23 protein-coding genes are annotated in these 23,985 nt (G+C 64.0%); 18 read left to right on the top strand and 5 right to left on the bottom strand.

The features are described 5' to 3' along the window. Position 1: 1 nt before the first annotated feature. From ACFFUC_RS17080 to ACFFUC_RS17060, 5 genes are all read left to right on the top strand, one after another. Positions 2-421: a RidA family protein gene (locus ACFFUC_RS17080; protein WP_377688095.1), complete on the top strand. Its 420-nt coding sequence runs from the start codon at positions 2-4 to the stop codon at positions 419-421. A gap of 10 nt (positions 422-431) precedes the next feature. After that, entirely contained in the window at positions 432-1,109 is a 678-nt protein-coding gene (locus ACFFUC_RS17075) for a DUF1028 domain-containing protein (RefSeq protein ID WP_377688094.1), read from the top strand. A gap of 73 nt (positions 1,110-1,182) precedes the next feature. Next, complete coding sequence (gene argE, locus ACFFUC_RS17070) at positions 1,183-2,385, top strand: acetylornithine deacetylase (RefSeq protein WP_377688093.1); 1,203 nt, start codon at positions 1,183-1,185, stop codon at positions 2,383-2,385. A 78-nt stretch (positions 2,386-2,463) separates the two neighbouring features. Further along, a complete protein-coding gene (locus tag ACFFUC_RS17065) occupies positions 2,464-3,459 on the top strand; it encodes a LysR family transcriptional regulator (RefSeq protein WP_377688091.1) in 996 nt (331 codons plus the stop codon). Between the two features lie 99 nt (positions 3,460-3,558). Beyond that, the gene (locus tag ACFFUC_RS17060) at positions 3,559-4,728 is read left to right on the top strand and encodes a LysR substrate-binding domain-containing protein (protein WP_377688090.1); all 1,170 of its coding nucleotides are present in this window, start codon (positions 3,559-3,561) and stop codon (positions 4,726-4,728) included. A 71-nt stretch (positions 4,729-4,799) separates the two neighbouring features. Here ACFFUC_RS17060 and ACFFUC_RS17055 read toward each other — a convergent pair whose 3' ends face one another. From ACFFUC_RS17055 to ACFFUC_RS17045, 3 genes are all read right to left on the bottom strand, one after another. Then, the gene (locus ACFFUC_RS17055; RefSeq protein ID WP_377688089.1) at positions 4,800-5,357 is read right to left on the bottom strand and encodes a HutD/Ves family protein; all 558 of its coding nucleotides are present in this window, start codon (positions 5,355-5,357) and stop codon (positions 4,800-4,802) included. Next, positions 5,354-6,166, bottom strand: coding sequence for an adenylyltransferase/cytidyltransferase family protein (locus ACFFUC_RS17050; RefSeq protein WP_377688088.1), 813 nt, complete (start codon positions 6,164-6,166; stop codon positions 5,354-5,356). The genes ACFFUC_RS17055 and ACFFUC_RS17050 overlap by 4 nt, the downstream gene beginning before the upstream one ends. Before the next feature lie 119 nt (positions 6,167-6,285). Next, positions 6,286-7,194, bottom strand: coding sequence for a LysR family transcriptional regulator (locus tag ACFFUC_RS17045; protein WP_377688087.1), 909 nt, complete (start codon positions 7,192-7,194; stop codon positions 6,286-6,288). A gap of 211 nt (positions 7,195-7,405) precedes the next feature. Between ACFFUC_RS17045 and ACFFUC_RS17040 the strand changes: the two genes are divergently transcribed. From ACFFUC_RS17040 to ACFFUC_RS17010, 7 genes are read left to right on the top strand one after another with little or no spacing between them, the layout of a single operon-like run. Beyond that, positions 7,406-8,194 carry an ABC transporter ATP-binding protein gene (locus tag ACFFUC_RS17040; protein ID WP_377688086.1) on the top strand — a complete coding sequence of 263 codons (789 nt, stop codon included), beginning with the start codon at positions 7,406-7,408 and terminating at the stop codon, positions 8,192-8,194. After that, positions 8,184-10,157, top strand: coding sequence for an AMP-dependent synthetase/ligase (locus ACFFUC_RS17035; protein ID WP_377688085.1), 1,974 nt, complete (start codon positions 8,184-8,186; stop codon positions 10,155-10,157). The genes ACFFUC_RS17040 and ACFFUC_RS17035 overlap by 11 nt, the downstream gene beginning before the upstream one ends. Further along, positions 10,154-11,035 carry a branched-chain amino acid ABC transporter permease gene (locus ACFFUC_RS17030; protein WP_377688084.1) on the top strand — a complete coding sequence of 294 codons (882 nt, stop codon included), beginning with the start codon at positions 10,154-10,156 and terminating at the stop codon, positions 11,033-11,035. The genes ACFFUC_RS17035 and ACFFUC_RS17030 overlap by 4 nt, the downstream gene beginning before the upstream one ends. A 3-nt stretch (positions 11,036-11,038) precedes the next feature. Next, on the top strand, positions 11,039-12,112 hold the full coding sequence (locus tag ACFFUC_RS17025; protein WP_377688082.1) for a branched-chain amino acid ABC transporter permease: 1,074 nt from the start codon (positions 11,039-11,041) through the stop codon (positions 12,110-12,112). Between the two features lie 36 nt (positions 12,113-12,148). Next, positions 12,149-13,390 (top strand): ABC transporter substrate-binding protein, encoded by a 1,242-nt coding sequence (locus ACFFUC_RS17020; RefSeq protein WP_377688081.1) that lies wholly within the window; start codon positions 12,149-12,151, stop codon positions 13,388-13,390. A 3-nt stretch (positions 13,391-13,393) separates the two neighbouring features. Further along, positions 13,394-14,182 (top strand): ABC transporter ATP-binding protein, encoded by a 789-nt coding sequence (locus ACFFUC_RS17015; RefSeq protein WP_377688080.1) that lies wholly within the window; start codon positions 13,394-13,396, stop codon positions 14,180-14,182. A gap of 10 nt (positions 14,183-14,192) precedes the next feature. After that, positions 14,193-15,419: a phenylacetate--CoA ligase family protein gene (locus tag ACFFUC_RS17010; protein ID WP_377688079.1), complete on the top strand. Its 1,227-nt coding sequence runs from the start codon at positions 14,193-14,195 to the stop codon at positions 15,417-15,419. 24 nt (positions 15,420-15,443) lie between these two features. Here the strand turns inward: ACFFUC_RS17010 and ACFFUC_RS17005 are convergent, their stop codons facing one another. Then, positions 15,444-16,415 carry a LysR family transcriptional regulator gene (locus tag ACFFUC_RS17005; RefSeq protein WP_377688264.1) on the bottom strand — a complete coding sequence of 324 codons (972 nt, stop codon included), beginning with the start codon at positions 16,413-16,415 and terminating at the stop codon, positions 15,444-15,446. A gap of 154 nt (positions 16,416-16,569) precedes the next feature. Between ACFFUC_RS17005 and ACFFUC_RS17000 the strand changes: the two genes are divergently transcribed. Further along, positions 16,570-17,430: a D-amino-acid transaminase gene (locus ACFFUC_RS17000; RefSeq protein ID WP_377688078.1), complete on the top strand. Its 861-nt coding sequence runs from the start codon at positions 16,570-16,572 to the stop codon at positions 17,428-17,430. A 76-nt stretch (positions 17,431-17,506) separates the two neighbouring features. On the opposite strand, the gene ACFFUC_RS16995 is transcribed toward ACFFUC_RS17000, so the two are convergent. After that, positions 17,507-18,544 carry a dipeptidase gene (locus ACFFUC_RS16995; protein WP_377688077.1) on the bottom strand — a complete coding sequence of 346 codons (1,038 nt, stop codon included), beginning with the start codon at positions 18,542-18,544 and terminating at the stop codon, positions 17,507-17,509. A gap of 302 nt (positions 18,545-18,846) precedes the next feature. Here ACFFUC_RS16995 and ACFFUC_RS16990 point away from each other — a divergent pair, with 302 nt between their 5' ends. The 5 genes from ACFFUC_RS16990 to ACFFUC_RS16970 are packed head-to-tail and all read left to right on the top strand — an operon-like array spanning position 18,847 to position 23,964. After that, positions 18,847-20,445, top strand: a complete 1,599-nt coding sequence (locus tag ACFFUC_RS16990) for an ABC transporter substrate-binding protein (RefSeq protein WP_377688076.1) — start codon at positions 18,847-18,849, stop codon at positions 20,443-20,445. Then, the gene (locus tag ACFFUC_RS16985; RefSeq protein WP_377688075.1) at positions 20,442-21,455 is read left to right on the top strand and encodes an ABC transporter permease; all 1,014 of its coding nucleotides are present in this window, start codon (positions 20,442-20,444) and stop codon (positions 21,453-21,455) included. Before ACFFUC_RS16990 ends, ACFFUC_RS16985 begins: the two co-directional genes overlap by 4 nt. Before the next feature lie 12 nt (positions 21,456-21,467). Then, positions 21,468-22,367 carry a nickel transporter permease gene (nikC, locus tag ACFFUC_RS16980; RefSeq protein WP_377688263.1) on the top strand — a complete coding sequence of 300 codons (900 nt, stop codon included), beginning with the start codon at positions 21,468-21,470 and terminating at the stop codon, positions 22,365-22,367. Positions 22,368-22,378: 11 nt separating this feature from the next. After that, the gene (locus ACFFUC_RS16975; RefSeq protein WP_377688074.1) at positions 22,379-23,218 is read left to right on the top strand and encodes an ABC transporter ATP-binding protein; all 840 of its coding nucleotides are present in this window, start codon (positions 22,379-22,381) and stop codon (positions 23,216-23,218) included. Further along, positions 23,215-23,964: an ABC transporter ATP-binding protein gene (locus ACFFUC_RS16970; protein ID WP_377688073.1), complete on the top strand. Its 750-nt coding sequence runs from the start codon at positions 23,215-23,217 to the stop codon at positions 23,962-23,964. The genes ACFFUC_RS16975 and ACFFUC_RS16970 overlap by 4 nt, the downstream gene beginning before the upstream one ends. Positions 23,965-23,985 lie beyond the last annotated feature (21 nt).

Below are 23,985 nucleotides of genomic sequence, written 5' to 3'. Positions count from 1 at the left end.
AATGACCGTTCACCACCGCATCCGTCCCTTCAACACCAAAGAAACCTACCCCGAGCAGAAGCTGAACAACGACCTGAGTCAGGGCGTCGTCGCGCGCGGCACGACCGTTTTCCTGCGCGGTCAGGTTTCGCAGGATCTCGACACGCGCGAATGCCTTCATGTCGGCGATGCGGGTCTGCAAACGCGCAAGACGATGGAAAACATCAAGATGCTGCTCGAAGAAGCAGGCTCGAAGATGGAACATATCTGCCGCATCGTCGTCTATGTGACCGATATCCGTTACCGCGAGGCGGTTTATCAGGAAATGGGCAAGCATATTCAGGGCGTGCATCCCTGCTCCACCGGCATCGTGGTTCCGGCCCTCGCCCGCCCCGAATGGGTCGTCGAGATCGAAGCCACCGCCGTCATTCCGGACGCGTAAGGGGGAAGCGATGACCTTCTCGATTTCGGGCCGCTGCCCCGAGACCGGCATGTTCGGGATCGCGGTTTCGTCCTCCTCGCCCTGCGTGGCGGCGCGTTGCGCCCATGCGCGGGCGGGGGTGGGCGTGGTTGCGACCCAAAACATCACCGACCCGAGCCTTGGCCCCAAGGGGCTTGACCTGATGGCACAGGGACTTTCGGCACCGGACGCGCTTGCGCGGCTGGTCGCCGAGGCGCCGCATATCGAGTTCCGCCAGCTCGCGCTGGTCGACGGCAACGGCGGTACGGCAGGGCATTCGGGCGCGAAAACGCTTGGAACCCACGGCATCGCTTACGGCGAGGGCGTGGCTGCGGCGGGGAACCTGCTGTGCGACGCGGCAATCCCGCAGAAGATGGTCGATGCCTTCATGGCGGCCAAGGGCCAACATCTGGGCGACCGGCTTCTGGCCGGAATGCGCGCCTCGGTCGCGGCGGGCGGCGAGGAAGGCCCTGTCCATTCCATGGGCATGGTCATCGTCGACAAGGTCAGCTGGCCCGTTGCCGATCTGCGCATCGACTGGAGCGAGGGCGACCCGATCGAGGATTGCGCCGCCCTTTGGGAACATTGGCGCACCGAGATGGACGCCTATGTCACCCGCGCGCTCAACCCCGATGCCGCGCCGAGCTATGGCGTGCCGGGCGACGAATGAACCCCAGGGCGGGGGCGGCCATCCGCCCCCGCTTTTCCCCCGACTTCCCCCATGAGATCCCCGCGAGATCCCCATGACCGGCCAAACCACCGCACTCTCCCCGATCCCCTCGACCACCGAGATCCTGCGCCGCCTCATCGCATTTGAGACGATCTCGCGGCAGTCCAATCTGGAGATGCTCGATTATATCGAGAGCCTGCTCGCGCCCGCCGGTGCGCGGATCGAGCGTTTCGCCCATGAGGACGGCAGCCGCGCCAATCTTTGGGCGACGATCGGCCCCGAAGGTGGTGGTGGCGTGGTCTTGTCGGGCCATACCGATGTCGTGCCGGTGACGGGCCAGAACTGGAGCAGCGATCCCTTCGTTCTGACCGAAGATTCCGGCCGCCTTTACGGTCGCGGCACCGCCGATATGAAGGGCTTTGTCGCCGCCGCGATCCATGCCGCGCTTCAGGCCGCGCGCCGCGATCTGGCCACCCCGCTGCATCTGGCCGTTTCCTATGACGAGGAAATCGGCTGCATGGGCGTGCGCAGGATGATCGAGGCGCTGGCCGCCCGACCCGAGCGTCCCGCCCTATGCATCATCGGCGAGCCGACCGGCATGAAGATCGCGACCGGCCACAAGGGCAAGACCGCCTATCGCGCCTGTTGTCACGGTGTCGAGGGCCATTCCGCACTTGCCCCGAACGCGCTGAACGCGCTGCATCTGGGCGCGGATTTTGTCGCCGCGCTGACGCGTCGTCAGGACGATCTGGCGCGCAACGGGGCCCGCGATCCGGCCTACGACATCCCGTTTTCGACCGTCCATGCAGGCATGATGCGCGGCGGCACCGCCCTCAACATCGTGCCCAACCTGTGCGAGATCGATTTCGAGATCCGCAATATCGTCGCCGATGATCCGGCGCGGATCATGGCCGCAATCCATGCCGATGCCCGCGCGATCGCCGCCGTCCACCAGCCGCGCTTCCCGCAGGCACGCATCGAGATCGAGGAAATCTCGGGCTATCCCGGCCTCGAAACCCCCGAGGACGCGCCGGTTGTGGCGCTGCTGCGCCGCCTGACCGGCGAAAGCGGCACCTCGATCAAGGTCGCTTTCGGGACCGAGGGCGGGCTTTTCCAGCAAGCGACGGGCATGTCCACCGCGATCTGCGGGCCGGGCTTCATGGATCAGGGCCACAAGCCCGACGAGTTCGTCTCTGGCGCGCAACTGGCGCTTTGTGATGCAATGCTCGCGCGGCTGGTCGAGGAACTGGCAGCCCCTCAATCGAAGCGCGAATGAGGCCGGCGCCGCCATTCCCTTGCGTGCAAAACACCGGCATGAGTGCTGCCAATTCGCATTGATGAAGGGGACGGACAGATGCGCTTCACACTCAGACAGCTCAGCTATTTCATCGCGGCCGGCGAGACGCTTTCGGTCACGAAAGCCGCCGAGCAGGTGAACATCTCGCAGCCCTCGATCTCTGCGGCGATCTCGCATCTCGAGACCGAGCTCAACGTCCAGCTCTTCGTGCGCCACCATGCGCAGGGCCTGTCGCTGACCCCTGCCGGCACGCGGCTTTTGCGCGCGGCCAAGGAATCTTTGCGCGCCGCGGCCGAGCTTTACGAGGTGGCAAGCGACGCCAACGACCGGGTGTCGGGCACGCTCAAGGTCGGCACGTTCTTCACCTTCGCGCCGCTGATCGCCCCCGAGCTTTGGGCGGGTTTCTCGCGCCGCTATGATGCGGTGCAAATGACCATGACCGAAGGGAGCGAGGCCGAACTTCTGGAGAACCTGCGTCTGGCGCGCATCGATCTGGCGCTGACCTACAACCTGAAACTGCCGCCCGACATGACCTTCGTCGAGCTGGCGCGGCTGAATTCCTATGTCATCGTCGGCGCGGATCACCGCTTTGCCGACCGCAATTCGGTCCGGTTGGCCGAGTTGATCGACGACCCCTTCATCCTGATCGACCTGCCGTTGACACGCGACTATTTCCTCGGGCTCTTCAGCCAGATCGGCGGTACGCCGCGGGTGGTGATGGAGACGTCGTCGACCGCCTCGCTCCGCTCCTATGTCGCGGCGGGGCTGGGCTACGGGCTGATGACCGCGCGCCCCGTGAACATGCGCGCCGAAAACGGCCTGCCGCTGGTTTACCTGCCGATCGAGGATGTCACCCATTCGATCAGTTTCGGCATCGCACACCTCGCCGAGCTGCGCCGCTCGCGGGTGATGGATGCCTTCATCGACCATTGCCGCGAGACGATTTGCGACGGCGCGATCCCCGGCATGATGGCGGGCGGATGCGCCGCCCGCATCCCCGCAACCGATACCGGACCCGAGACCACAACCCGCCCCGCCCCTCAGGACTTCTGAGGCATTGCTGCGGAAAACACGATTTTCGGGCGGCGGGAAAATATCATCATCTGGGGTCGAAACAGCAAGATGCACGACCCAGCAGCAAGGATCGCCACGATGAATGCCGATACGCAAATCCCCCAGATCTCGGCCCGCGACCGCTTCGTCGCCGGCATGAGCCACGCGGCCTGCACGGTGAATGTCGTCACCACCGACGGGCCGTCGGGGCGCGCGGGGGTCACGGTTTCGGCGATGGCCTCGGTCTCGGCGGATGGCGAGGCACCAACGCTTCTGGTCTGCGTCCACCATCTCAGCCCCGCCGCGCCGAAAATTCTGGAAAACGGCGTGGTTTGCGTCAACGTCCTGCGCGAGGACCAATCCTATATCTCGGAAGCCTTCGCGGGCCGCTTCAAGGACGAGCTGGGCGACAAATTCGAATGCACCGAATGGGTGACGCTGGCAAACGGCACGCCGCGCGTCGCAGATCCGCTGGTCGCCTTCGAATGCCGCATCCTCTCGGCCGAGCGTGTCGGGACCCATCACGTCCTGCTTTGCGCGGTCGACGACACCCATAGCGCAAGGATCGGCTCACCGCTGATCTATGCCAACCGCTCCTACGGGTCGTCGCGCCGGATCGAGGCCCCGCGCAGCATGCGCGGCGTTCTCAACGGCGAGGGGCTCAAGCTCAATGTCGGCTGTTTCCACACCTTCGGCCCGTTCCTCATGCCCGCGCTGATCCGCCAGCTCGGCGGGCTTGATATCGACCTGCTCGAGGGCGACCAGCGCCGCCTGACCGAAAGCCTGATCTCGGGCGAAACCGAAGTCGCGCTGATCTACGACAACGGTCTCGACGAGCGTTTCGAATGGGAGGCTTTGGGCACGCTCACCCCCTATGTCCTGCTGGCCGAGGATCATCCGATGGCGCGTCAGGCCGAGGTTCTGCCGACCGATCTGGCCGCGGAGCCGATGGTCTTGCTGGATGCGCCGCCCTCGGGTGCCTATTTCACCGGCATTCTGACCGCGCAGGGAATCGAGCCGGTCATCGCCCACCGCTCGACCTCCTTCGAGATGGTGCGCGGAATGGTCGCCCACGGGCTGGGCTATACGCTGCTTGCGACCAAACCCGCCGCCAGCATGAGCTATGACGGGTTGCCGCTGGTGGCGCTGCCCCTGGCGGGGGACCATGCGCTCTCGCAGATCGTTCTGGCTTGGCGCAAGGACCATCGCCTCTCGGGCGCGGCAGAGCGTTTCGCACAGAAATGCCGCGATAAATTCGCGCGGGGCTGACCGCGCACCCTCGCAAGGGAAAGGCCCGCCGGACCGGCGGGCCTTAATGCTTTCCGGTGGGCTCTGACGGCTCAGGCCGCGCGCAAGGTGACGACGAGAACCGGCCCCTTTGTGGCCAACACGCGCGCGGGGTCACGCAAAACGACGGTATCTTGCGCGGCGAGCGTGATCTCCTCGCCACCGCAAAGGATGCTTTGGGGCGCGAGCGCGAAGGCCACGACCAGATCGCCCTGCCACTCCGCCGGTTCCTCCGTCACCCGCGCATCCGCAATCACCCAATCCGCGCGGCGCGCCATGACGTTGAAGACCCGTACCGGCCCGCCCAACGGCCGCCCGAAAGGCGCAAGGCCGGTGTCGAATTGAAAGGGTACATGCGGTGCGATCCGATGCTGCCCCTCGGCAAAATCCAACCCGAGCCCCCGCCCTTCGATAAGGGTAATCACCCGATCCGCACCCTCGAAAGCGGAAAAGCCGCCGTCATCGGTAATCGGCGCGCGCGAAATGCGGATCGAGAAATCCTCGCGATCCGCATCTTCCGGCCAGAGCCAAACCTCGTCGGTCGCACCACGGCCGTTCTTCCACGGCATGGTGCGATAGCCGTTGGCGGGGAGGTGGAAAAACTGGGTCATGGCTGGCTCCGATAGGCAAACGGGCTGCTGCGCCGTTCGAGAAAATCAATCCGCGCGGGCAGGTTTTGCGGCCCCGAAATACGTCCCTCGTCATCGAGATCGATCAGCAGGACCGGCGAGAGGGCCGCCGCGCGGATAAGGTAACGTCCGGCAGGCGGGCGGATCTGGCCGCGGGCAAGGCATAGACCCCGCGCAACTTCGGCCTGCCACGGGCGGCCGAGCAAGTTGCGGGCCTGCGCGATCTCGCCCGCCGCTACCGCCGCACGCACCGCGGTCGAAGAATATCCGGCCTGCAGCGGCAGCACGGTAACACCGATGCCGCGCGGCGGACATTCGGCGCCAAGCGTCGCGGCATTGCCCGCACGTTTCGCCCCGAAATGAAAATCAGCCCCCACGACGATATGCGACACGCCCAAAGTCGCGCCCAGAATATCGTTAATGAATTCAATCGGCTGTATTACCGCGAAAGCGGCATCGAAAGCAGGCTCATACAGAAAATCCAGCCCGATCGCCGCCGCCTGATGATGCTTTTGCGCCACCGAGGCGAGACGGAACGGCGCATCGGCGGGGCGGAAAAGCTGGCGCGGATGCGGCTCGACCGACATGACACCGACCGCACGGCCATCCGCCGCAATCCGTTTGGCGGCGCGGATCAGATACAGATGGCCGCGATGGAAGCCGTCGAAATTGCCCAGAACCATGACACCCCCACGCAGGGCGGAGCCCTCGGGCAGCGCCGCGCGAATGATCGGCAAACCCTTGTCGGGGACGGCGAAGCCGAAGGGGCGTATCGGACGGCTCTGGATCATGCGGGGCCTGCTGGTTGGAACATCTCCAGCCTAGCCTCCGCGCGGCAGGGGCAAAAATCGGCAATCCCGATCCAGCCTTTCAGCTTTTCAAAAGCAGCGCCGCGCCGCCGACATGCACCCTAATCCACCGGATCGCTGCTGCCGGTCATGACGCGGGTCAAAGCCTCGACCAAAGCCCGTCCCAAAGGCCCGGGCCGGCGATGGGCGGGCCAGGCGACGACGACGGTGCGCACGGGATGGAACTGCATATCCTCGCAGGTCAGACGCACGACCTCGCCGCGCCGGATCTCCGGCTCGAAGGTACTGTCGGCCGAAAAGCACCAGCCGAGCCCCGCCGTGACCATGCCCTTGATCGATTCGACGTCGTTGACCGTCCAGACATCGGTCGAAAACAGCCGTCCGACGCGCTCCATATCGATCGCCGGAGAGCCGACGTAATAGATCTGCCGCTCGCGGTCGAAGGCGCGCATCGCGAGGGGTTGGGGCAGCTGCGCCAGCCGGTGGCCGACCGCGCAAACCGGCCCGAGCGTCTCGCTTCCCAGATCCCTCGCCGCGATATCCGAGGGGATTGCCGCCGCCAAAGTCAGCGCGAAATCGATATTGCCCTCGCGCAGATCGTCCCAAAGCGTCGCCAGCGAGGAATTGAAGAACTGGATGCGCGCCAAAGGATGCGCGCGCGAAAACTCCGCCAGCGCCCGCGTCATGTCGGCACGCGGAAAAAGCACGTCGACAAGCACCCTTAGCCGCGTTTCCTCGCCCTTTTCCAGCGAGGCCGCATGGGTGGTGAAACTGCGCCCGCGTTCGACGACGCTGCGGGCCTCGGCCAGAAGCGCGCGACCCTTTTCGGTCAGCTCCGAGCGGTTCGTCCCGCGTCCGAGCAGCGCAAAGCCGCAATAGCTTTCAAGCTGTGCCAAAGAGTAGCTGATCGAAGAGATCGGGCGGCGCAGCTCTTTGGCCGCCGCCGTCAGGCTGCCGTGGTCGACGATCGCACAGAAAGCCGTCAAATGGTCGATAAGATTGGGATGCATTTCAAGAAACCTGAAAGAACATTGCCATTCTTTTCGGTTTACCGGAAATCGAATGCGATGCTAGCCTGAAATTCACGATCCGAGGCCGCAGGGTAAGGCGGCCGGCAAGACTGTCTTTGGGAGGAGCAGCCATGCACGGAGACCCCGCATGTTCGGGACGGCGCACGCTGTCGCAGGCACAGCCGCAACAGGTCCGCTCATGAATTCGGCCATGAACTCTGCTCGCGACGAGGTTCTGGTTTGCGATGATGTCGTGCGCCGTTTCGGTGGCGTGGTCGCGCTGAAAAACGTATCCGCTACCATCCAGCGCGGCGAGATTTTCGGCCTTGTCGGGCCGAACGGTTCGGGCAAGACGACGCTGGTGAATGCGGTGACGGGTTTCTATCCGCCGCAAGAGGGCCGCATCACGCTGGACGGCCGCCAGATCAACGGGCTCAAACCCGCGAAAATCGCGGCGATGGGCGTGGCGCGGACCTTCCAGAACGTGGCGCTTTTTCACGGGATGAGCGTGCTCGACAATATTCTGATGGGCCGCCACATCTATATGAAGCCCAATCCGCTCGCCTCGTTTTTCTATCCGTGGTGGGCGCGCAAGGACGAGATCGCGCATCGCCGCAAGGTCGAAGAGGTGATCGACCTTCTCCAGCTGGCCCCCGCCCGCGACGAGCATGTCGATACGATCCCCCTTGGCCTGCAAAAGCGCGTCGAACTCGCCCGCGCGCTCAGCGCCGAGCCGCGCCTGCTGGTTCTGGACGAGCCGATGGCGGGCATGAACCAGGAAGAAAAGGAATATATGGTCCGCTTCATTCTGGACGCGCAGGAGGCGCTTGGCCTCACCGTCCTGATCATCGAGCACCATATGGATGTCGTCACCGCTCTGTGCGACCGCGTGCTCGTTCTCAACAACGGCCGCGAGATCGCGCAGGGCCCCGCGCGCGAAACCATCGCCGATCCGCAGGTGGTCGAGGCCTATATCGGAAAGCCCCGCCATGCAGCATGACGCGACCCTTGCCACCAATCCCCCGGCAAGCGCGCTTGCCGCATCCGAGGCGCTTCATCCCGCTTGGCAGCGCGGCGACACGATCCTTGCCCGTCTGGCGAGAAACGCCGCCGAACATCCCGCAGAAGTGGCCATGCGCGAACGCGATCGCGGCATCTGGCAGGAATATAGCTGGCGCGATTACCTGTCCGCCGTGACCGAATTCGCGGCCGGCCTCGAGGCGCGCGGCGTCGGGCCCGAGGATGTGGTTCTCGTGATCGGGGACAACCGGCCGAACCTCTATTTCGGGATGCTGGGCGCGGCCTGCCTGCGCGCGATCCCCTCGCCCGCCTATGCCGATGCCCCCGCCGAGGAGCTGGCCGCGCAAATGGCGAGAGAGGATATCCGCTTCGCCATCGCCGAGGACCAAGAGCAGGTCGACAAGCTTCTGGAGGCCCGCGAGAGCCATGCAGGGCTGGGTCTGATCATCTATGACGACCCGCGCGGTCTGGCGGGGCGCGAACCCGCAGGCGTCGCCGGTTTCGAAACCATCCGCGCCGAAGGGGCCGCGCGGATCAAGGCCGATCCCGCGCTGGCCGCGGATCTGGTCGCGCGCGCGACAATCCACGATGTCGCCGTCCTGATGCATTCCTCGGGAACGACCGGCGCGCCCAAGGGTATCCCCTTGAAACACGGCCATATTCTGTCGGGCGTACGCAATGCCGCAGCGGCGGGCTATTTCAAACAGGGCGAGACCCATATGGCCTATCTGCCGATGGCTTGGGTCGGCGATTTCATCTTTTCGATCGGTGCCGCAACCGAATTGCGTTTCTCGGTCAATATCCCCGAGGCGCAGGAAACCGCGATGCATGACCTTCGCGAGATCGCCCCGACGCTTTACTTCGCCTCGCCGCGTGCTTGGTCGGCAATGCTGACGCGGGTACAGGTCGGAATGGGCGAGACGACCGGCCTCAAGCGCCGCCTTTACGATTACTTCATGCCCCGTGCGATGGCGGCGGAACGCGCGAAACTCGACGGCAAGGCCTCGGGCGGCAAGCTGTCGCGGTTGCTTGGCGAATGGCTGATCTACGGCCCGCTTCGCGACCAGCTTGGCCTGTCGCGCGTCGAGCGCGCCTATACCGCGGGCGAGGCAATCGGCGAGGATGTCTTCCTGTGGTTTCGCGCCCTTGGCCTGAACCTGCGCCAGTTCTACGGCCAGACCGAGAACTGCGCGCTGGCCGTCGCCCAAAGCCCCGAGGATATCTCGCTGACCACCGTCGGACGGCCCTTTCCGGGTGTCGAGATGAAGATCGACGAGCATGGGGAGATCCTGCTCAAGGGCGACAATATCTTCGACGGCTATTTCCAGAACCCCAAGGCCACCGCCGAAGCGCTGGTCGACGGCTGGCTGCAGACCGGCGATGCCGGCCAGATCGAGCCGGACGGACAATTGGTCGTGCTGGGCCGCGTTTCCGAAGTGGTCGAGACGGCCGACGGGCACCGCTTCATCGCGACCTATATCGAGAACCGGCTGAAATTCTCGCCCTATATCAAGGATGCGGCCGTGATCGGCAAAGGCCGCAACATGCTGACCGCGATCACCTGCATCGACTTTCAGGCGGTCGGGCAATGGGCGCAGGAACATGGCGTGGCTTACACGTCCTATGCCGAGCTATCGCAGCAGCCGCGCATCTACGATCTGGTCAACGCCGAGATCGCGGCGGTCAATGCGCATCTGCCCTCGGGGCTGTCGATCGCGCGTTTCGTCAACCTGCACAAGGAATTCGACCCCGACGACGGCGAGGTGACGCGGACCCGCAAGCTTAAACGCAACGTGATCGACGAGCGTTACGGCCCGATCATCGAGGCGCTGAATGCGGGCGACAGCGAAATCGACTTCAAGGCGCAGATCACCTACGAGAACGGCCAGACCGGTTCGCTCGACCGGATGCTGCGGCTGTCCGATGTGAAGGGAGCCGCATGATGGCCTATTTCTTCGAGCTTCTGATCAACGGCGCGCTGACCGGCCTGATGTATTCGCTGGTCGCGCTGGGTTTCGTGCTGATCTACAAATCGGCGGGCGTGCCGAACCTCGCGCAGGGCGCGGTGGTGATGACGGCGGGCTATGCGGTCTGGCTGTTCATCTCGGCGGGCCTGCCGATCTGGCTGGCCATTCCCGCCGCCATGGTGGTGATGTTCCTCTTTGGTCTGGTGGTCGAGCGGCTGCTGCTTCGCCGCATGGTCGGCCAGCCGATCATCATGGTGGTGATGCTGACGCTGGGTCTGGACATCCTGCTGCGTGGTCTGGTGCCGGGCATCTTCGGTTCGGCCCCCAAATCCATCGATCTCGGCATCGATTTCGCGCCGGTCATCATCGGCGACGTCTTCATCAACCGCACCTCGCTTTTCGGAGGCATTGCCGCTCTGGTGCTGGTGGGAGTCGCGCTTTTGTTCTTCCGCACGCGGCTCGGGACCAAATTGCGCGCGGTCTCGGACGACCATATCTCGAGCTGGGCCGTCGGCATCTCGGTCGAACGCGCCATCGGCATCTCGTGGGGGCTCGCGGGGATCACCGCGGTCGTGGGCGGCGCGCTGTGGGGCTCGGCGCAGGGTGTCGACTGGACGCTCTCGACGCTGCTTTTCCCTGCGGTCGCGGTCGTCATTCTGGGCGGGATCGATTCCATCCCCGGCGTGCTCGTCGGAGGGCTGCTCGTCGGCATCCTCGGTTCGGTCATTCCGGGCTATCTCGACAGCCATGTCGGCGGCTCGACCCGCGATGTCGTCACCTCGCTCATCATTTTGCTGACCATCATGGTCCGCCCCTTCGGCATCTTTGGCCGCGAAGACATCGAGAGGATCTGAGCCATGTTCTACCGCCTCTCCGGCACGTTCCAGACCAGCTATGCCGCCGACCGCAAATTGTGGAAAGTACCGGCAGACCGCTGGCAGGTCGGCATCATTCTGGTGCTGGCGATCCTCGCGCCGCTCTTCGTCTCGCCACTTTATCTGGGCAGCTATGTGCTGCCTTGGGTGATCTGGTCGGCGGCGGCGCTGTCGCTGACGCTGCTGATGGGCATGGCGGGACAGCTCCATTTCGGCTTTGCCGCCGTGATGGCGATCGGGGCCTATGCCTCGATCCATCTGGTGCGCGCAGGCATCCCCTTCGAGCTCGCGCTTTTGCTGGCGGGGATCATCTCGGCGGTGATCGGGACCTTCTTCGGCGCGGCGGCTTTGCGGGTCAAAGGGCTTTACCTCGTGATGGCCACGCTTGCGATGCAATATCTGGTCGATTGGGTCGTGGTGAACGTGCCCGCGATCTCGGGCGGGGCCCATGCGACGCTGCGCACGCCGGCGGTCAACTTCCTGTTCATGCCGGTCGACAGCCTCGCCGCACGCTACTGGCTGGCGCTTGGCTGGGCGGTGCTGCTGACGCTGTTCTACCTCAACGTCAAACGCACGAGCTTCGGCCGCTCTCTGGTGGCGATCCGCGACAAGGATTTCGCGGCCGCCGTGATCGGGGTCGATCCGTTCCGCACCAAATTGTCGGCGTTTTTCACCTCGTCCTTCCTTGGCGGCGTGACCGGCGCGATCCTTGCCTTTTGTTACTACCGCGCCGTCACGCCCGAGCAATTCGGCTTCAACGTCTCGATCCAGCTGGTCGCGATGGTGCTGGTCGGCGGGCTCGGTTCGGTCATCGGCAGCTATCTGGGCGCGGGCTTCGTGCTGCTGGCGCCGATCTTCCTGACCAACGGGATTTCGGCACTGGCAACCGCGGGCTGGTTTCCGGTGAGCCAGAACTTTTTGTCGCATCTGCCGCTCATGATCTACGGCGCGATGATCATCGGCTTCCTGCTCTTCGAGCCGCTGGGTCTGGCCAAGATCTACGACAATATCCGCAAGTATTTTCTGGTCTGGCCGTTCCGCCACGCCAAGAGCTGACCCTTCGGGAGGGGGTTTGAAATGGGAGGAAAGTCAATGAAATGGATGCGCACAACCGCACTCACAGCCGCCCTTGCTTTCGGGACGGCCTTCGGCACGGTCCAGATGTCCGCGGCCGAGGAAATCAAGATCGGCCTGCTGCAGGATTTCACCGCCGTCTATACGTTCCTGACCGGCGAATATAATCAGGGCCAGCGCGATTACCTGACCTTGGTCAACGAGGAAGGCGGCATCGACGGCAATACCTTCACCGCGATCGTGCGCGATACCGGCAACCAGCCGCAGCGCGGGATCGAGGCCTATAACCGCGCCAAGGAAGAAGGCGCGATCCTCTTCGACTTCCTGTCCACGCCGGTTTCAGCTGCAATCCTCGATCAGGCCGATGCCGACAAACGCGTGGTGATCACGCCGGTCCACGGGCGCGGCGACGCCTCGGACGGGACGGTCTTCCCCTATATCTTCCCCGTCATGTCCACCTATTGGGCGCAGGCAGCCAGCCTGATCGATTATATGAAAACCAGCGAAGGCGGGCTCGAAGGCAAGAAAATCGCCATCGTCCATATCGACAGCCCCTTCGGCAAAGAGCCCCTGCCGATCCTCGAGGCGCTGTCCGCGCAAGAGAAGTTCGAATATCAGGCCTTCCCCTATGCCTCGCCCGGCAACGAGCAATCGGCGGCATGGTCCGAAGTGCGCCGCTACCGTCCCGATTACGTCATGATCTGGGGCGCGGGCGGCGGTCAGGCGGTCTCGGTCAAGACCGCGATCCAGAACGGCATTCGTCCCGAACAGATCCATTCGGTGATCTGGCTGGCCGAAACCGACGCGGCCAATGTCGGCCCGATGATGAAGGGCGTCAAACGCTTCGAGGCCACCGCCGCAGGCATGGACCACCCGATCATCCAGCGCATTCAGGAGAAAGTCATCGCGACCGGCAAAGGCGCGGGCGACGCGAAAAACGTCGGCACCAGCTATTACAACCTCGGCGTGGCGACCATGGCCGTCTCGGTCGAGGCGGCACGTCTGGGTCTGGCCGGCGGCGGGCCGCTTGACGGCGACAAGCTGAAAGCCGGCTTCGAGCAGATCAAGGATTACAACGCCGAAGGCCTGATGCCCGCAATCACCATCACCGCCGAGGACCATCAAGGCGGCGGCGCGGGCCGCGTCTCGGAATGGAACGGCGAGGCATGGGTGCCGGTCTCGGAATGGCAGGCCGCCTATCCCGAGCTGATCCGTCAGGTCATCGTCGATTCCGCCGCCAAATACAAAGCGGGGCATTAAGCCATGACCGCGCTTGTGCTCGAGAATGTCGAAGTCATCTACGACAAGGTTTTCCTTGCCATTAAAGGCGTCTCGCTTGAAATCGGCGAAGGCGAGATGGTCGCGCTTCTCGGCTCGAACGGCGCGGGGAAATCGACGACGCTGAAATCGATCTCGGGGCTTCTGGGCCCCGAGCGCGGGCTGGTCACACGGGGCGAGGTCCGCTTTCAGGGCCGTTCGATCGTCAATATGGGCGCGCCGGAACGCGTCGCCTCGGGTCTGGTCCATGTCCTCGAGGGGCGCCGCATCTTCGGCCATCTGACGCCCGACGAGAACCTGATTGCCGCCTATCGCGGCCGCAATACCGCCCGTTTCAACGAGCTGCGCGAACAGGTCTATGCCTATTTCCCGCGCCTCAAGGAGCGCATTAAATCGAAGTCCGGCTATCTCTCGGGCGGCGAGCAGCAGATGCTGGCGATCGGGCGGGCGCTGATGACCGAACCCAAGCTGATCATGCTCGACGAGCCGTCGCTCGGGCTCTCGCCCCTGCTGGTGCAGGAGATTTTCGGCATCATCTCCGAGATCAATGCCGAACAGGGCATGTCGGTGCTTTTGGTCGAGCAGAACGCCGCCGCCACCCTCGATATCGTCAGCCGCGCCTATCTGATCGAGAACGGTCAGGTCGTGATGTCGGGATCCGCCGATGTGCTGAAATCGAACCCCGACGTGCAGGATTTCTATCTCGGCGGGGCGGGCAAGGTCGATTACCGCAACGTCAAACACTATCGCCGGCGCAAGCGCTGGCTGGCATAAGGAGACACCCATGACCGCCGAGCTTTATGACGCGGCCGAGGGGCAAAGCCCGACGGATCGCGCCGAGAACCTGTTGGCGCGGCTGAACCTCCAGCTGGCCGCGATGCGCGAGGCGCAACCCTTTTGGGCCGAGCGGCTTCCGGCCGTCATCCCGTTGAAATCTCTGGATGACCTCGCCAAACTTCCGGTTCTGCGCAAATCCGATCTGGTCGAATTGCAGACGGCGAAACCGCCCTTCGGCGGGCTGACCGGACGCCCGACCGGCGGCTTGCGGCGGTTGTTCGTCTCGCCCGGTCCGATCTTCGATCCCGAGGGGCGCGGGCCCGATTGGTGGAATTCGGCGGCGGCTCTCCATGCGGCGGGGGCACGGCCTGCGGATGTGATCCTCAACACCTTTTCCTATCACCTGACCCCCGCCGCCTTCATCTTCGAGGGCGGGGCCGAGGCGATCGGCTGCCCCGTCATCCCCTCGGGGCCGGGCAATACCGCCGACCAGCTCGTCGCGATCGCGCAATACCGCCCGCGCGTCTATGTCGGTGTTCCCGACTTTTTGAAAATCCTGCTCGACAAGGCGGACGAGGCCGGAGCGGACCGCTCGTCGCTGGAAATCGGCATGGTGACCGGCGCGGCGTTACCCGAGAGCCTGCGCGCCGAGCTGGCCGCGCGCGGCGTTGCGGTCAGCCAATGCTACGGCACCGCCGATCTCGGCATCGTCGCCTTCGAGGACGGCGGCGCAGGCATGGTGGTCAGCGAGAACATCATTCTTGAAATCGTGCGGCCCGGCACCGGCGAACCCGTTCCCGACGGCGAGGTTGGCGAAATCCTCGTGACACGGCTCGATCCCGATTACCCGCTCGTTCGCTTTGCCACGGGTGATCTGTCGGCGATCCTGACGGGGGCCACCACAACGGGCCGCACCAACCGCCGCATCAAGGGCTGGATGGGCCGCGCCGATCAGGCCACCAAGGTCAAAGGCATGTTCGTGCGCCCCGAACAGGTCGCGGCGATCGCCCGCGCCGTGCCAGAGGCCCTGCGCCTGCGTCTCGAGGTCAGCCGCGACGGCGAACAGGACCGGATGCGCCTTTTGGCCGAACATCCCGATCCCGCCGCCGCACAGGCTCTGGGCGACCGCCTCGCGGACAAGCTGGCCGAGATCACGCGGCTCAAGGGCGCGGTCGAGGTGGTGGCCGCGGGCAGCCTGCCCAACGACGGCAAGGTCATCGCCGATCTGCGCTAGAGCGGAGCGCGCGCCACCATTGGCTCAGGCCGCTGCCGGTCCCAGATCGTGTTGCACGGGTCGGGGTGGCGCCAGCGCGGTGACGATGCGCGGCCAAAGCGGATGCGGGGTCCGGTTGTCCTCGCCGCGATAGCAGTAAAGCCGGATCTCCACATCGAGCTGCCAGGCCGGATCGGGCGAGGCCAGCACCAGATCGCCCGAGGCCAGCTCGGCCCCGACCAGACTTTCGGGCAACCAACACAGGCCGGTGCCGCGCAGGGCCAGCTCTTTCAGGCCGACGCTGATCGAGCTTTCATGGACCACGCGGCGGCGGAAAGGCCGCAGGGTCAAAAGCCGCTGCAGCGCCGTGCCGAAGAACGAGACCCGCCCGTAATCGAGATAGGGCAGCTCGATCTTGCGGTTCAGCGCCTGACCCAGCAGATCGCCGCCTGCCGCAGCACCGCCCCCGCGCAGATGGAGCGCGGGCGAGACCACCGGCAGAACCGCCTCGCGGCCCATGCCGATCCAGTCGAATTGCTCGGGATCGAGCAGCATCGGCACATAGGGATGGGCATAGGTCAGAAAGAAATCCGCCTCTCCGCTGATCAGGGTTTCCAGATTGGCCTCGATGCCGCCGCGATCGGGGATGACCTTGGATGCGGTGGCGGGAAGCTCCGTCTCGATCCGCGTCAGGCAATCGGGCAACATGGTCACGCTAAGCGTGTGCAGCGCGGCGAAATTCAGCACCGCCTGACGGCCCTTGGGCGGGCGCAGGGCCTCGCGCGCCGCATAGAAGGTGCGGATCGCATCCTGAGCGACCGGCAGAAAGGCGCGGCCCTCGGGGGTGAGATCGGCAGGGATGCTCGCGCGGCTGATCAAAGGCGCGCCCAGCCATGCTTCGAGCTGTTTGATGCGGCGGCTAAACGCCGATTGGGTGATGTGGCGCGCCTCGGCCGCACGCGAGAAGCTGGCGGTGCTCGCCAACATCACAAAATCTTCGAGCCATTTGAGTTCCATCACGCACCTTTCCGCGAAGGAGCTGCCTTAGACCCCTTGTCCGCCCGATGCCAGAGCTATGCAAAAAGGGTCTAACCTCGGGAAAATCCGGCATTGGCCATTCCCGACCCGAGTGCTTATGGCTGGCGGCAACCATCGGATGCGAGCTAGGATCATGACGCGTCATATTTACATCAACGGCTCTTACCTGCCTGAAAACGAAGCAAAAATCTCGGTCATGGATCGGGCGTTCCTGTTCGGGGATGCGATCTACGAGGTCACCGCAATGGTCGACGGGCACCTGATCGACAATGATCTCCACCTTGCCCGTTTCGCCCGTTCGCTTGGCGAACTGGACATTCCGCTGCCGCTTGCTCTCGAAAACGTGCGCGAAATGCAGATCGAATTGGCGCGGCGCAACCAGATGACGGACGGCACGATCTATCTTCAGGTCTCGCGCGGGGTGGCCGAGCGCAACTTCCTGCCCGAAGCGGATATGGCGCCCACCTTCGTCGCCTTCACCCAGCCGAAGAAGCTCTACGACACGCCCGCCCAGCAAAACGGCATCGCGGTCGCCCTTGTGGAGGATCCGCGCTGGAACCGCCGCGACATCAAGACCGTGATGCTTCTGGGGCAGGCTCTGGCCAAGCAGGATGCCAAGGCGCAGGGCTTTGCCGATGTCTGGCTGCATGAAGACGGCGCGATCACCGAAGGGGCCTCGTCGACCGCGTTCATCCTGACCCATGACGACAAAATCGTCACGCGGCAGAACTCGCATGCGATCTTGCCCGGTTGCACCCGCCGCGCGGTGATGACCCTCGCCGAAAGTGCAAACCTGACCATCGAAGAACGTCCGATCACCATTGCCGAGGCCCAATCCGCCGCCGAGGCCTTCCTGACCAGCGCCTCGAGCCTTGTCACGCCCGTCGTGCGGATCGGTGATGCGGTGATCGGTGACGGCAAACCCGGTCCGGTGACGCGTCGCCTGCAAGAGATCTATCTTGCCGCCGCCCGTGCCTGCGAAAAGATCATTTGAGGCGCGACTGTCGCGATCCGAACAACAAAGGGGGCCATAAGGCCCCCTTTTTCATGCTTAGTCCCGCATGGGTCGCTTATGCGCCCCAAGTGCGTTCAAGCACACGGATCCAGTTCTTGTGGGTGATCTTTTCCAGATCCTCGCCGACATAGCCGCCCGCTTTCAGCACATCGACCAGTTTCGGCAGATCGCTTGCATCGCGCAGCGCCGCCGGAATGGTCGTGCCGTCGAAATCCGAACCCAATGCGACATGATCGATGCCGACCCGCTCAACGATATAATCGATGTGGCGCACCATCACCTCGAGCGGCAGCGCGGTGTCGCGCTCTCCGGTCGGGTTGAGGAAGGCCACGCCGAAGTTGATACCGACCAATCCGCCGGTATCCTTGATCGCGTCAAGCTGGCGGTCGGTGACATTGCGGCTATGCGGGCAGATGCCATGCGCGTTGGAATGCGAGGCGACCAGCGGCGCATCCGAGATTTTCGCGATATCCCAGAAGCCCGCATCGTTCATATGCGAGAGATCGACCATGATCTTGAGCTCGTTGCAGGCGCGGATCAGCGCCTTGCCATGCGCGCTCAGACCCGGGCCGATATCGGGGGTCGAGGGGAAGCGGAAGGGCACGCCGAAAGCGAAGATGTTCGGGCGGCTCCAGACCGGACCGATGCTGCGCAGGCCGGCGGCATGAAGCAGGTACAGCAGATCGAGATCGGCCCCGATCGCCTCGACGCCCTCGATATGGAAGACCGAGGCGAAAGCGCCCGAGGCCATCGCCGCGCGGATATCGGCCGCCGAGCGGCAGATTTTCAGCGCGCCCTCTGCCTCGATTTCCAGCCGCGTCAGGATCCCCGCCATCGCGGTCGTGACCTCGAGAGCCTCGGCGCGGCCCGGGGTCGGCCAGTTGCCCTCGGCGTCCAGCACACGCTCCGAGGGGACGTAGATCGCGCATAGCCCGCCCGCAAGACCGCCCTTGCGCGCACGCGGCAGATCGATGTGGCCGAGCGGCTCTCCGTCGATGAAGTTGCGGATCGCTTGGGGGCCGCCGGTGTTCCAGAGCCGCAAAAGCGCATCGTTATGGCCATCGAAAACCGGCATCTCGGGCAAATCGGACATATCTGATCTCCTGTGATTTCGCACTCTCTGTCGGACTGCGGGGCGTGGTCTGCAACCGCGAAAATATGTCGCGTAAGGTCAGCCATGCTGTCTAATCACCTGATCTTACGCGGTTATGCAAAAGCGGTCTGATCTGTCGCGGATTTGGCATTGGCGGGAAGGAAAAGCGCCGTGTTAGCGCAAAGGTTGCGGCGCGACCGCCGCCTTCGCGCGGCCGGAAGAGCCACCAGAAAACCGCCAGAAGCACCGATCTGTGGACCGTGGCCGTCCATGCGAACGGTCCGTGAAACAGGATTTACACCATGCTCTCCAGACGTCATTTCATCGCCGGTGCAGCGGCCTTTCCGGCGCTTTCCTATCTGTCGCTGTCGAAAGCATTCGCCGAAAGCCCCAAGACCATTCTGGTGGTCGCACAGCAGCTCGACAACATGACGAGCCTTGATCCGCACGAGAGCTTCGAGGCGATCGGCTCGGAAATCTGCGGCAACATGTACCACAAGCTGGTCAAACCCAATCTGGACGATCCCAACACGGTCGATCCCCAGATCGCCGAAAGCTGGAGCGCCAGCGAAGATGGCAAGACCTTTACCTTCAAGATCAAGCAGGGCGTGAAATTCTCGTCGGGCGGCGAGCTGACCGCCGAGGATTGCGCCTGGTCGCTCCAGCGCTGCATCATCATGAACAAAGGCCCGGCCTTCATCATCTCGCAATTCGGCTGGACCGCCGAAAACGTCGGGGCAGCGATCACCGCTCCCGATGCGACGACGCTGGTTCTGACGACCGAAGCGCCGACCTCGGTCTCGTTCCTGCTGTATTGCCTCTCGGCCAACGTGGGCTCCGTGGTCGAAAAGAAAGTCGCGCTTGAAAACGAAGTCGACGGCGATCTGGGCAATGCCTGGCTCCAGAAGAACTCGGCCGGTTCGGGCGAATTCATGCTCCAGATCTGGCGTCCGAGCGATACGGTTTCGCTGCAGGTCAACCCGAACGGCGATTATCAGGGCGGCATCCAGCGCATCATCCTGCGTCATATCATCGACCCCTCGGCCCAGCTTCTGATGCTGCAAAAGGGCGATATCGACATTGCGCGCAACCTCACCAGCGAGCAGCTCAAGACGCTGAAAGACGATGCAAGCGTCAAGCTGGTGCAGAAATTCACCGCTTCGCTGATGCTGGTATCGATGAACGTCTCGAACGAGAAGCTCAAGGACCCCAAGGTCTGGGAAGCGGTCAAATGGGCGATCGATTATCAGGGCATCCAGTCCAACATCCTGCCCGCGACCCACAAGGTCCACCAGTCGATCGTCCCCGAGGGTCTGCCGGGCGCCAATATGAACACGCCCTTCAGCAAGGATAGCGCGAAAGCCAAGGCGCTTTTGGCAGAGGCCGGTTTCCCCGACGGGTTCGAGATCGCGATGGACCATTATTCGGCCCAGCCCTACCCCGCGATCGCGCAGACGCTGCAGGCCAACCTTGCCGAAATCGGCATCAAGGTGAACCTGCTTGCCGCCGAAAACCGTCAGGTCCTGACCAAGATGCGCGCACGCCAGCACGAGATGGCACTGTCGGCTTGGGGCACGGATTACTTCGACCCGAACTCGAACGTCGATGTCTTCTGCGTCAATACCGACAACTCGGACGATGCCGCGACCAAGCCCTTCGCATGGCGCTCGCATTTCCAGGACGAGAAGCTGGCGGCTTTGTCGATCGAGGCCCGTGACGAGCAAGATCCCGCGACCCGCACCGAGAAATATCTCGCGCTGCAGGATCTCTACATGCAGAACAGCCCCTTCGCGATCATGATGCAGACTTCGACCACCGCGGCCTGCCGCCCGAATGTCGAAGGCGTCCGCCTTGGCGCGCTGTCGGACAGCCACTCCTATGCGGGAACGACCAAGGCGTGAGCAAGCGACTGAAAAGAACCACCGGCATGCTCGGCAGCGTCCTCGCGACGCTGTTCGGGCTGGCCGTCGTCACCTTCATGATCGGCCGCGTCATGCCGGTCGATCCCGTGATTGCCGCGGTGGGCGACAACGCCCCCGAAGCGGTGATCGAACGCGTGCGCGCGGAAATGGGCCTCGACCAACCGCTGATCGTGCAATTCGGGAACTACCTCTGGCAGATCCTGCACGGCGATTTCGGCAAGTCGATCCTGACGCAGAACCCCGTCACCACGGATATCGCGCATTACTTCCCCGCCACGATGGAGCTTGCGACCTATGCGCTGCTGATCGCGGTGCTGGTCGGCGTGCCTTTGGGCATCCTTTCGGCGGTCAAGCAGGGCTCGATCACCGACCAGATCATCCGCGTGCTTTGCCTCGCGGGCCATTCGGTGCCGGTTTTCGTGCTGGCGCTTCTGGCGCTGCTGATCTTCTACGCGGGGCTCGGCATCGCGCCGGGGCCGGGGCGGCAGGATATCATTTTTCAGGACATGATCCCGACCGTTACCGGTTTCCTGACCATCGACGCGCTTCTGGCGGGCGATTTCGGCGCTTTCCGCGATGCGGTCGCGCATCTCGTGCTGCCGGTCTCGGTGCTGAGCTATTTCTCGATGGCCTATATCACCCGCATGACGCGCGCCTTCATGCTGGATGCGCTGAAGGGCGAGTTCATCGTTGCGGCCCGCGCCAAGGGCCTCTCCGCCCCTCGCGTGATCTTCGGCCATGCCTTCCCGACCGTCGCGGTCCAGCTGATCACCGTGATCGCGCTGACCTATGCCGGTCTGCTTGAAGGCGCGGTCGTGACCGAAACGGTCTTTGCATGGCCGGGCCTTGGCCAATATCTCACGGTCTCGCTGATGAATGCCGATATGAATCCGGTCGTCGGAGCCACGCTGCTGATCGGTCTGATCTATGTCGGGCTGAACCTTCTGGCCGATGTGCTTTACCGCGTCTTCGACCCGCGCGTGCAATAAGGGGCAAAGATGATGCTAAGCACTTTCCGCAATTGGGCGATGGACGATATGCCGAGCTCGCGCGCGCAGGCAAGCTGGGGGCGGCGCTACCGCATCTGGCTATCCCTGCGGCGCAATCCGCTGGCGATGATCGGCCTGACCATCATTCTGTTCGCGGTGCTGACGGCGATTTTCGCGCCGCTTCTGGCACCCTATGATCCGGCCATCCAGAACCTCGAGAACCGCCTTGCACGTCCCTCGGCAGAACATCTGTTCGGCACGGACGAGCTGGGTCGCGATATCTTGTCGCGCGTCCTTTACGGCGGCCGCGTCACGCTCGGCATGGTGATCACCGTCGTGGTGATGGTCGCGCCGCTCGGCCTCGCGATCGGCTGTATCGCGGGCTATTTCGGCGGCAAGGTCGACACGGTCCTGATGCGCGTCACCGACGTGTTTCTGGCCTTCCCGCGCCTGATCCTTGCGCTGGCCTTTGTCGCGGCGCTGCAACCGGGCGTCCAAAGCGCAATCCTTGCAATCGCTTTGACCGCATGGCCGCCCTATGCCCGCATCGCGCGTGCCGAGACGATGACCATCCGCAACAGCGACTTCATCGCCGCCTGCCGCCTGACCGGCGCATCGCGCTGGCGCATTGTGGGGCGCCATATCGCGCCGATGTGCGTGCCCTCGCTGATCGTGCGGGTGACGCTGGACATGTCCTCGATCATCATCACGGCCGCGAGTCTGGGCTTTCTCGGCATGGGCGCACAGCCGCCTTCGCCCGAATGGGGCGCGATGATCGCGACGGCACGCCAGTACATGCTCCAGCAATGGTGGGTCGCGGTCGCGCCTGCGGTTGCCATCCTGCTGACCTCGCTGGCCTTCAACTTCCTTGGCGACGGTCTGCGCGATGTGCTCGACCCGAAACAGAACTGAGAGAGGCGATCATGCAGGTTGATATCAAGAACCTCCGCATCGCCTTTGAGCGCGATGGCAAAAGCGTCGAGGCGGTCCGCGGGATTTCCCTGTCGGTCGGCCGCGAGAAGCTGGGCATCGTGGGCGAGAGCGGTTCGGGCAAATCGCTGACGGCGCGGGCGCTGATGCGCCTGCTGCCCAAGACCGCAAAGGTCACGGCGGACCGCATGCAGCTTGGGGATATCGACATCCTCAAGACCAGCGAAAAAGAGATGCGCAAGATCCGCGGCAAGCGCGTGGGCTTCATCCTTCAGGACCCGAAGTACTCGCTCAATCCGGTGAAAAGCATCGGCAAGCAGATCGGCGAGGCCTGGCGCGAGCATAAGGGCGGTCGCCGTGCCGAAGTGCGCGACGCCGTGCTCGACCTGCTCGAACAGGTCAAGATCCGCGATCCGAAAAAGGTCTTCGACGCCTATCCGCACGAGATCTCGGGCGGGATGGGACAGCGGGCGATGATCGCGATGATGCTGGCCCCCGATCCCGAATTGCTGATCGCGGACGAACCGACCTCGGCGCTTGATGCGACCGTTCAGGCGGAGATCCTGCGCCTGATCGACGATCTCGTGGAAAGCCGCGGCATGGGACTGATCCTGATCAGCCACGATCTGCCGCTGGTCTCGCATTTCTGCGACCGCGTCTCGGTGATGTATATGGGGCAGGTCATGGAGGAAATGGCCGCCTCGGACCTGCTCAAGGCCAAACATCCCTATACGCGGGGCCTGTTGAACGGGATGCCCTCGCTTTTGCACCCCAAGCGCCGCCTGCCGGTGCTGGTGCGCGACGACGACTGGCTGAAGGAGAAAACCGCATGAGCGCCCCGATGATCGACGTACAGGCTCTGCGCATCGCCTTTTCCGGCCACGAGGTCGTCAAAGGCGTCGATTTTTCCGTCGCCAAAGGCGAGAGCTTCGGCATCGTCGGTGAATCCGGTTCGGGGAAATCGACGGTGCTGCGCGCGCTGGCCGGTCTCAACGAAGACTGGCAGGGCCGCATGGCGATCGGCGGCGCGGCCTTGCCGCTCAAGCGGCCGCCCGCCTTCTTCCGTCAGGTCCAGATGGTCTTTCAGGACCCCTTCGGCTCGCTCCATCCGCGCCAGACCATCGACCGCATCCTGTCCGAGATCCTGCTGGTCCACGGCATCGACGATATCGACGGGCGCATCAACCGCGTGCTCGCGGATGTGGCCTTGCCGCAATCGGCGCGCTTCCGCTTCCCGCACCAGCTGTCGGGCGGCCAGCGCCAGCGCGTGGCCATTGCCCGCGCGCTGATCGCCGAGCCGCAAGTCCTGCTGCTGGACGAGCCGACCTCGGCGCTTGACGTCTCGGTTCAGGCCGAGGTGTTGAACCTGCTGGCCGATCTGCGCGAGGAACGCGGCCTGACCTATGTCATGGTCAGCCACAACCTCGCCGTGATCGCCCATCTTTGCGACCGGCTTGGCGTGATGCAGCACGGTCTGATGGTCGAGCAGGTCTCGTCCGAAGATCTGCGTCTGGGCAATATCTCCCATCCCCATACGCAGGAACTGCGCCGCCTCAGCGTGGCGCTCGAAGAAGTCTGAGCCCGAGGGGCAGGAGGCGCG

It is taken from the genome of Paracoccus cavernae, from assembly GCF_042430175.1.
Taxonomy (GTDB): Bacteria; Pseudomonadota; Alphaproteobacteria; order Rhodobacterales; family Rhodobacteraceae; genus Paracoccus; species Paracoccus cavernae.
Note: the sequence above shows the minus strand (reverse complement) of the source record. Positions and strands in the feature narration are given on the sequence as shown.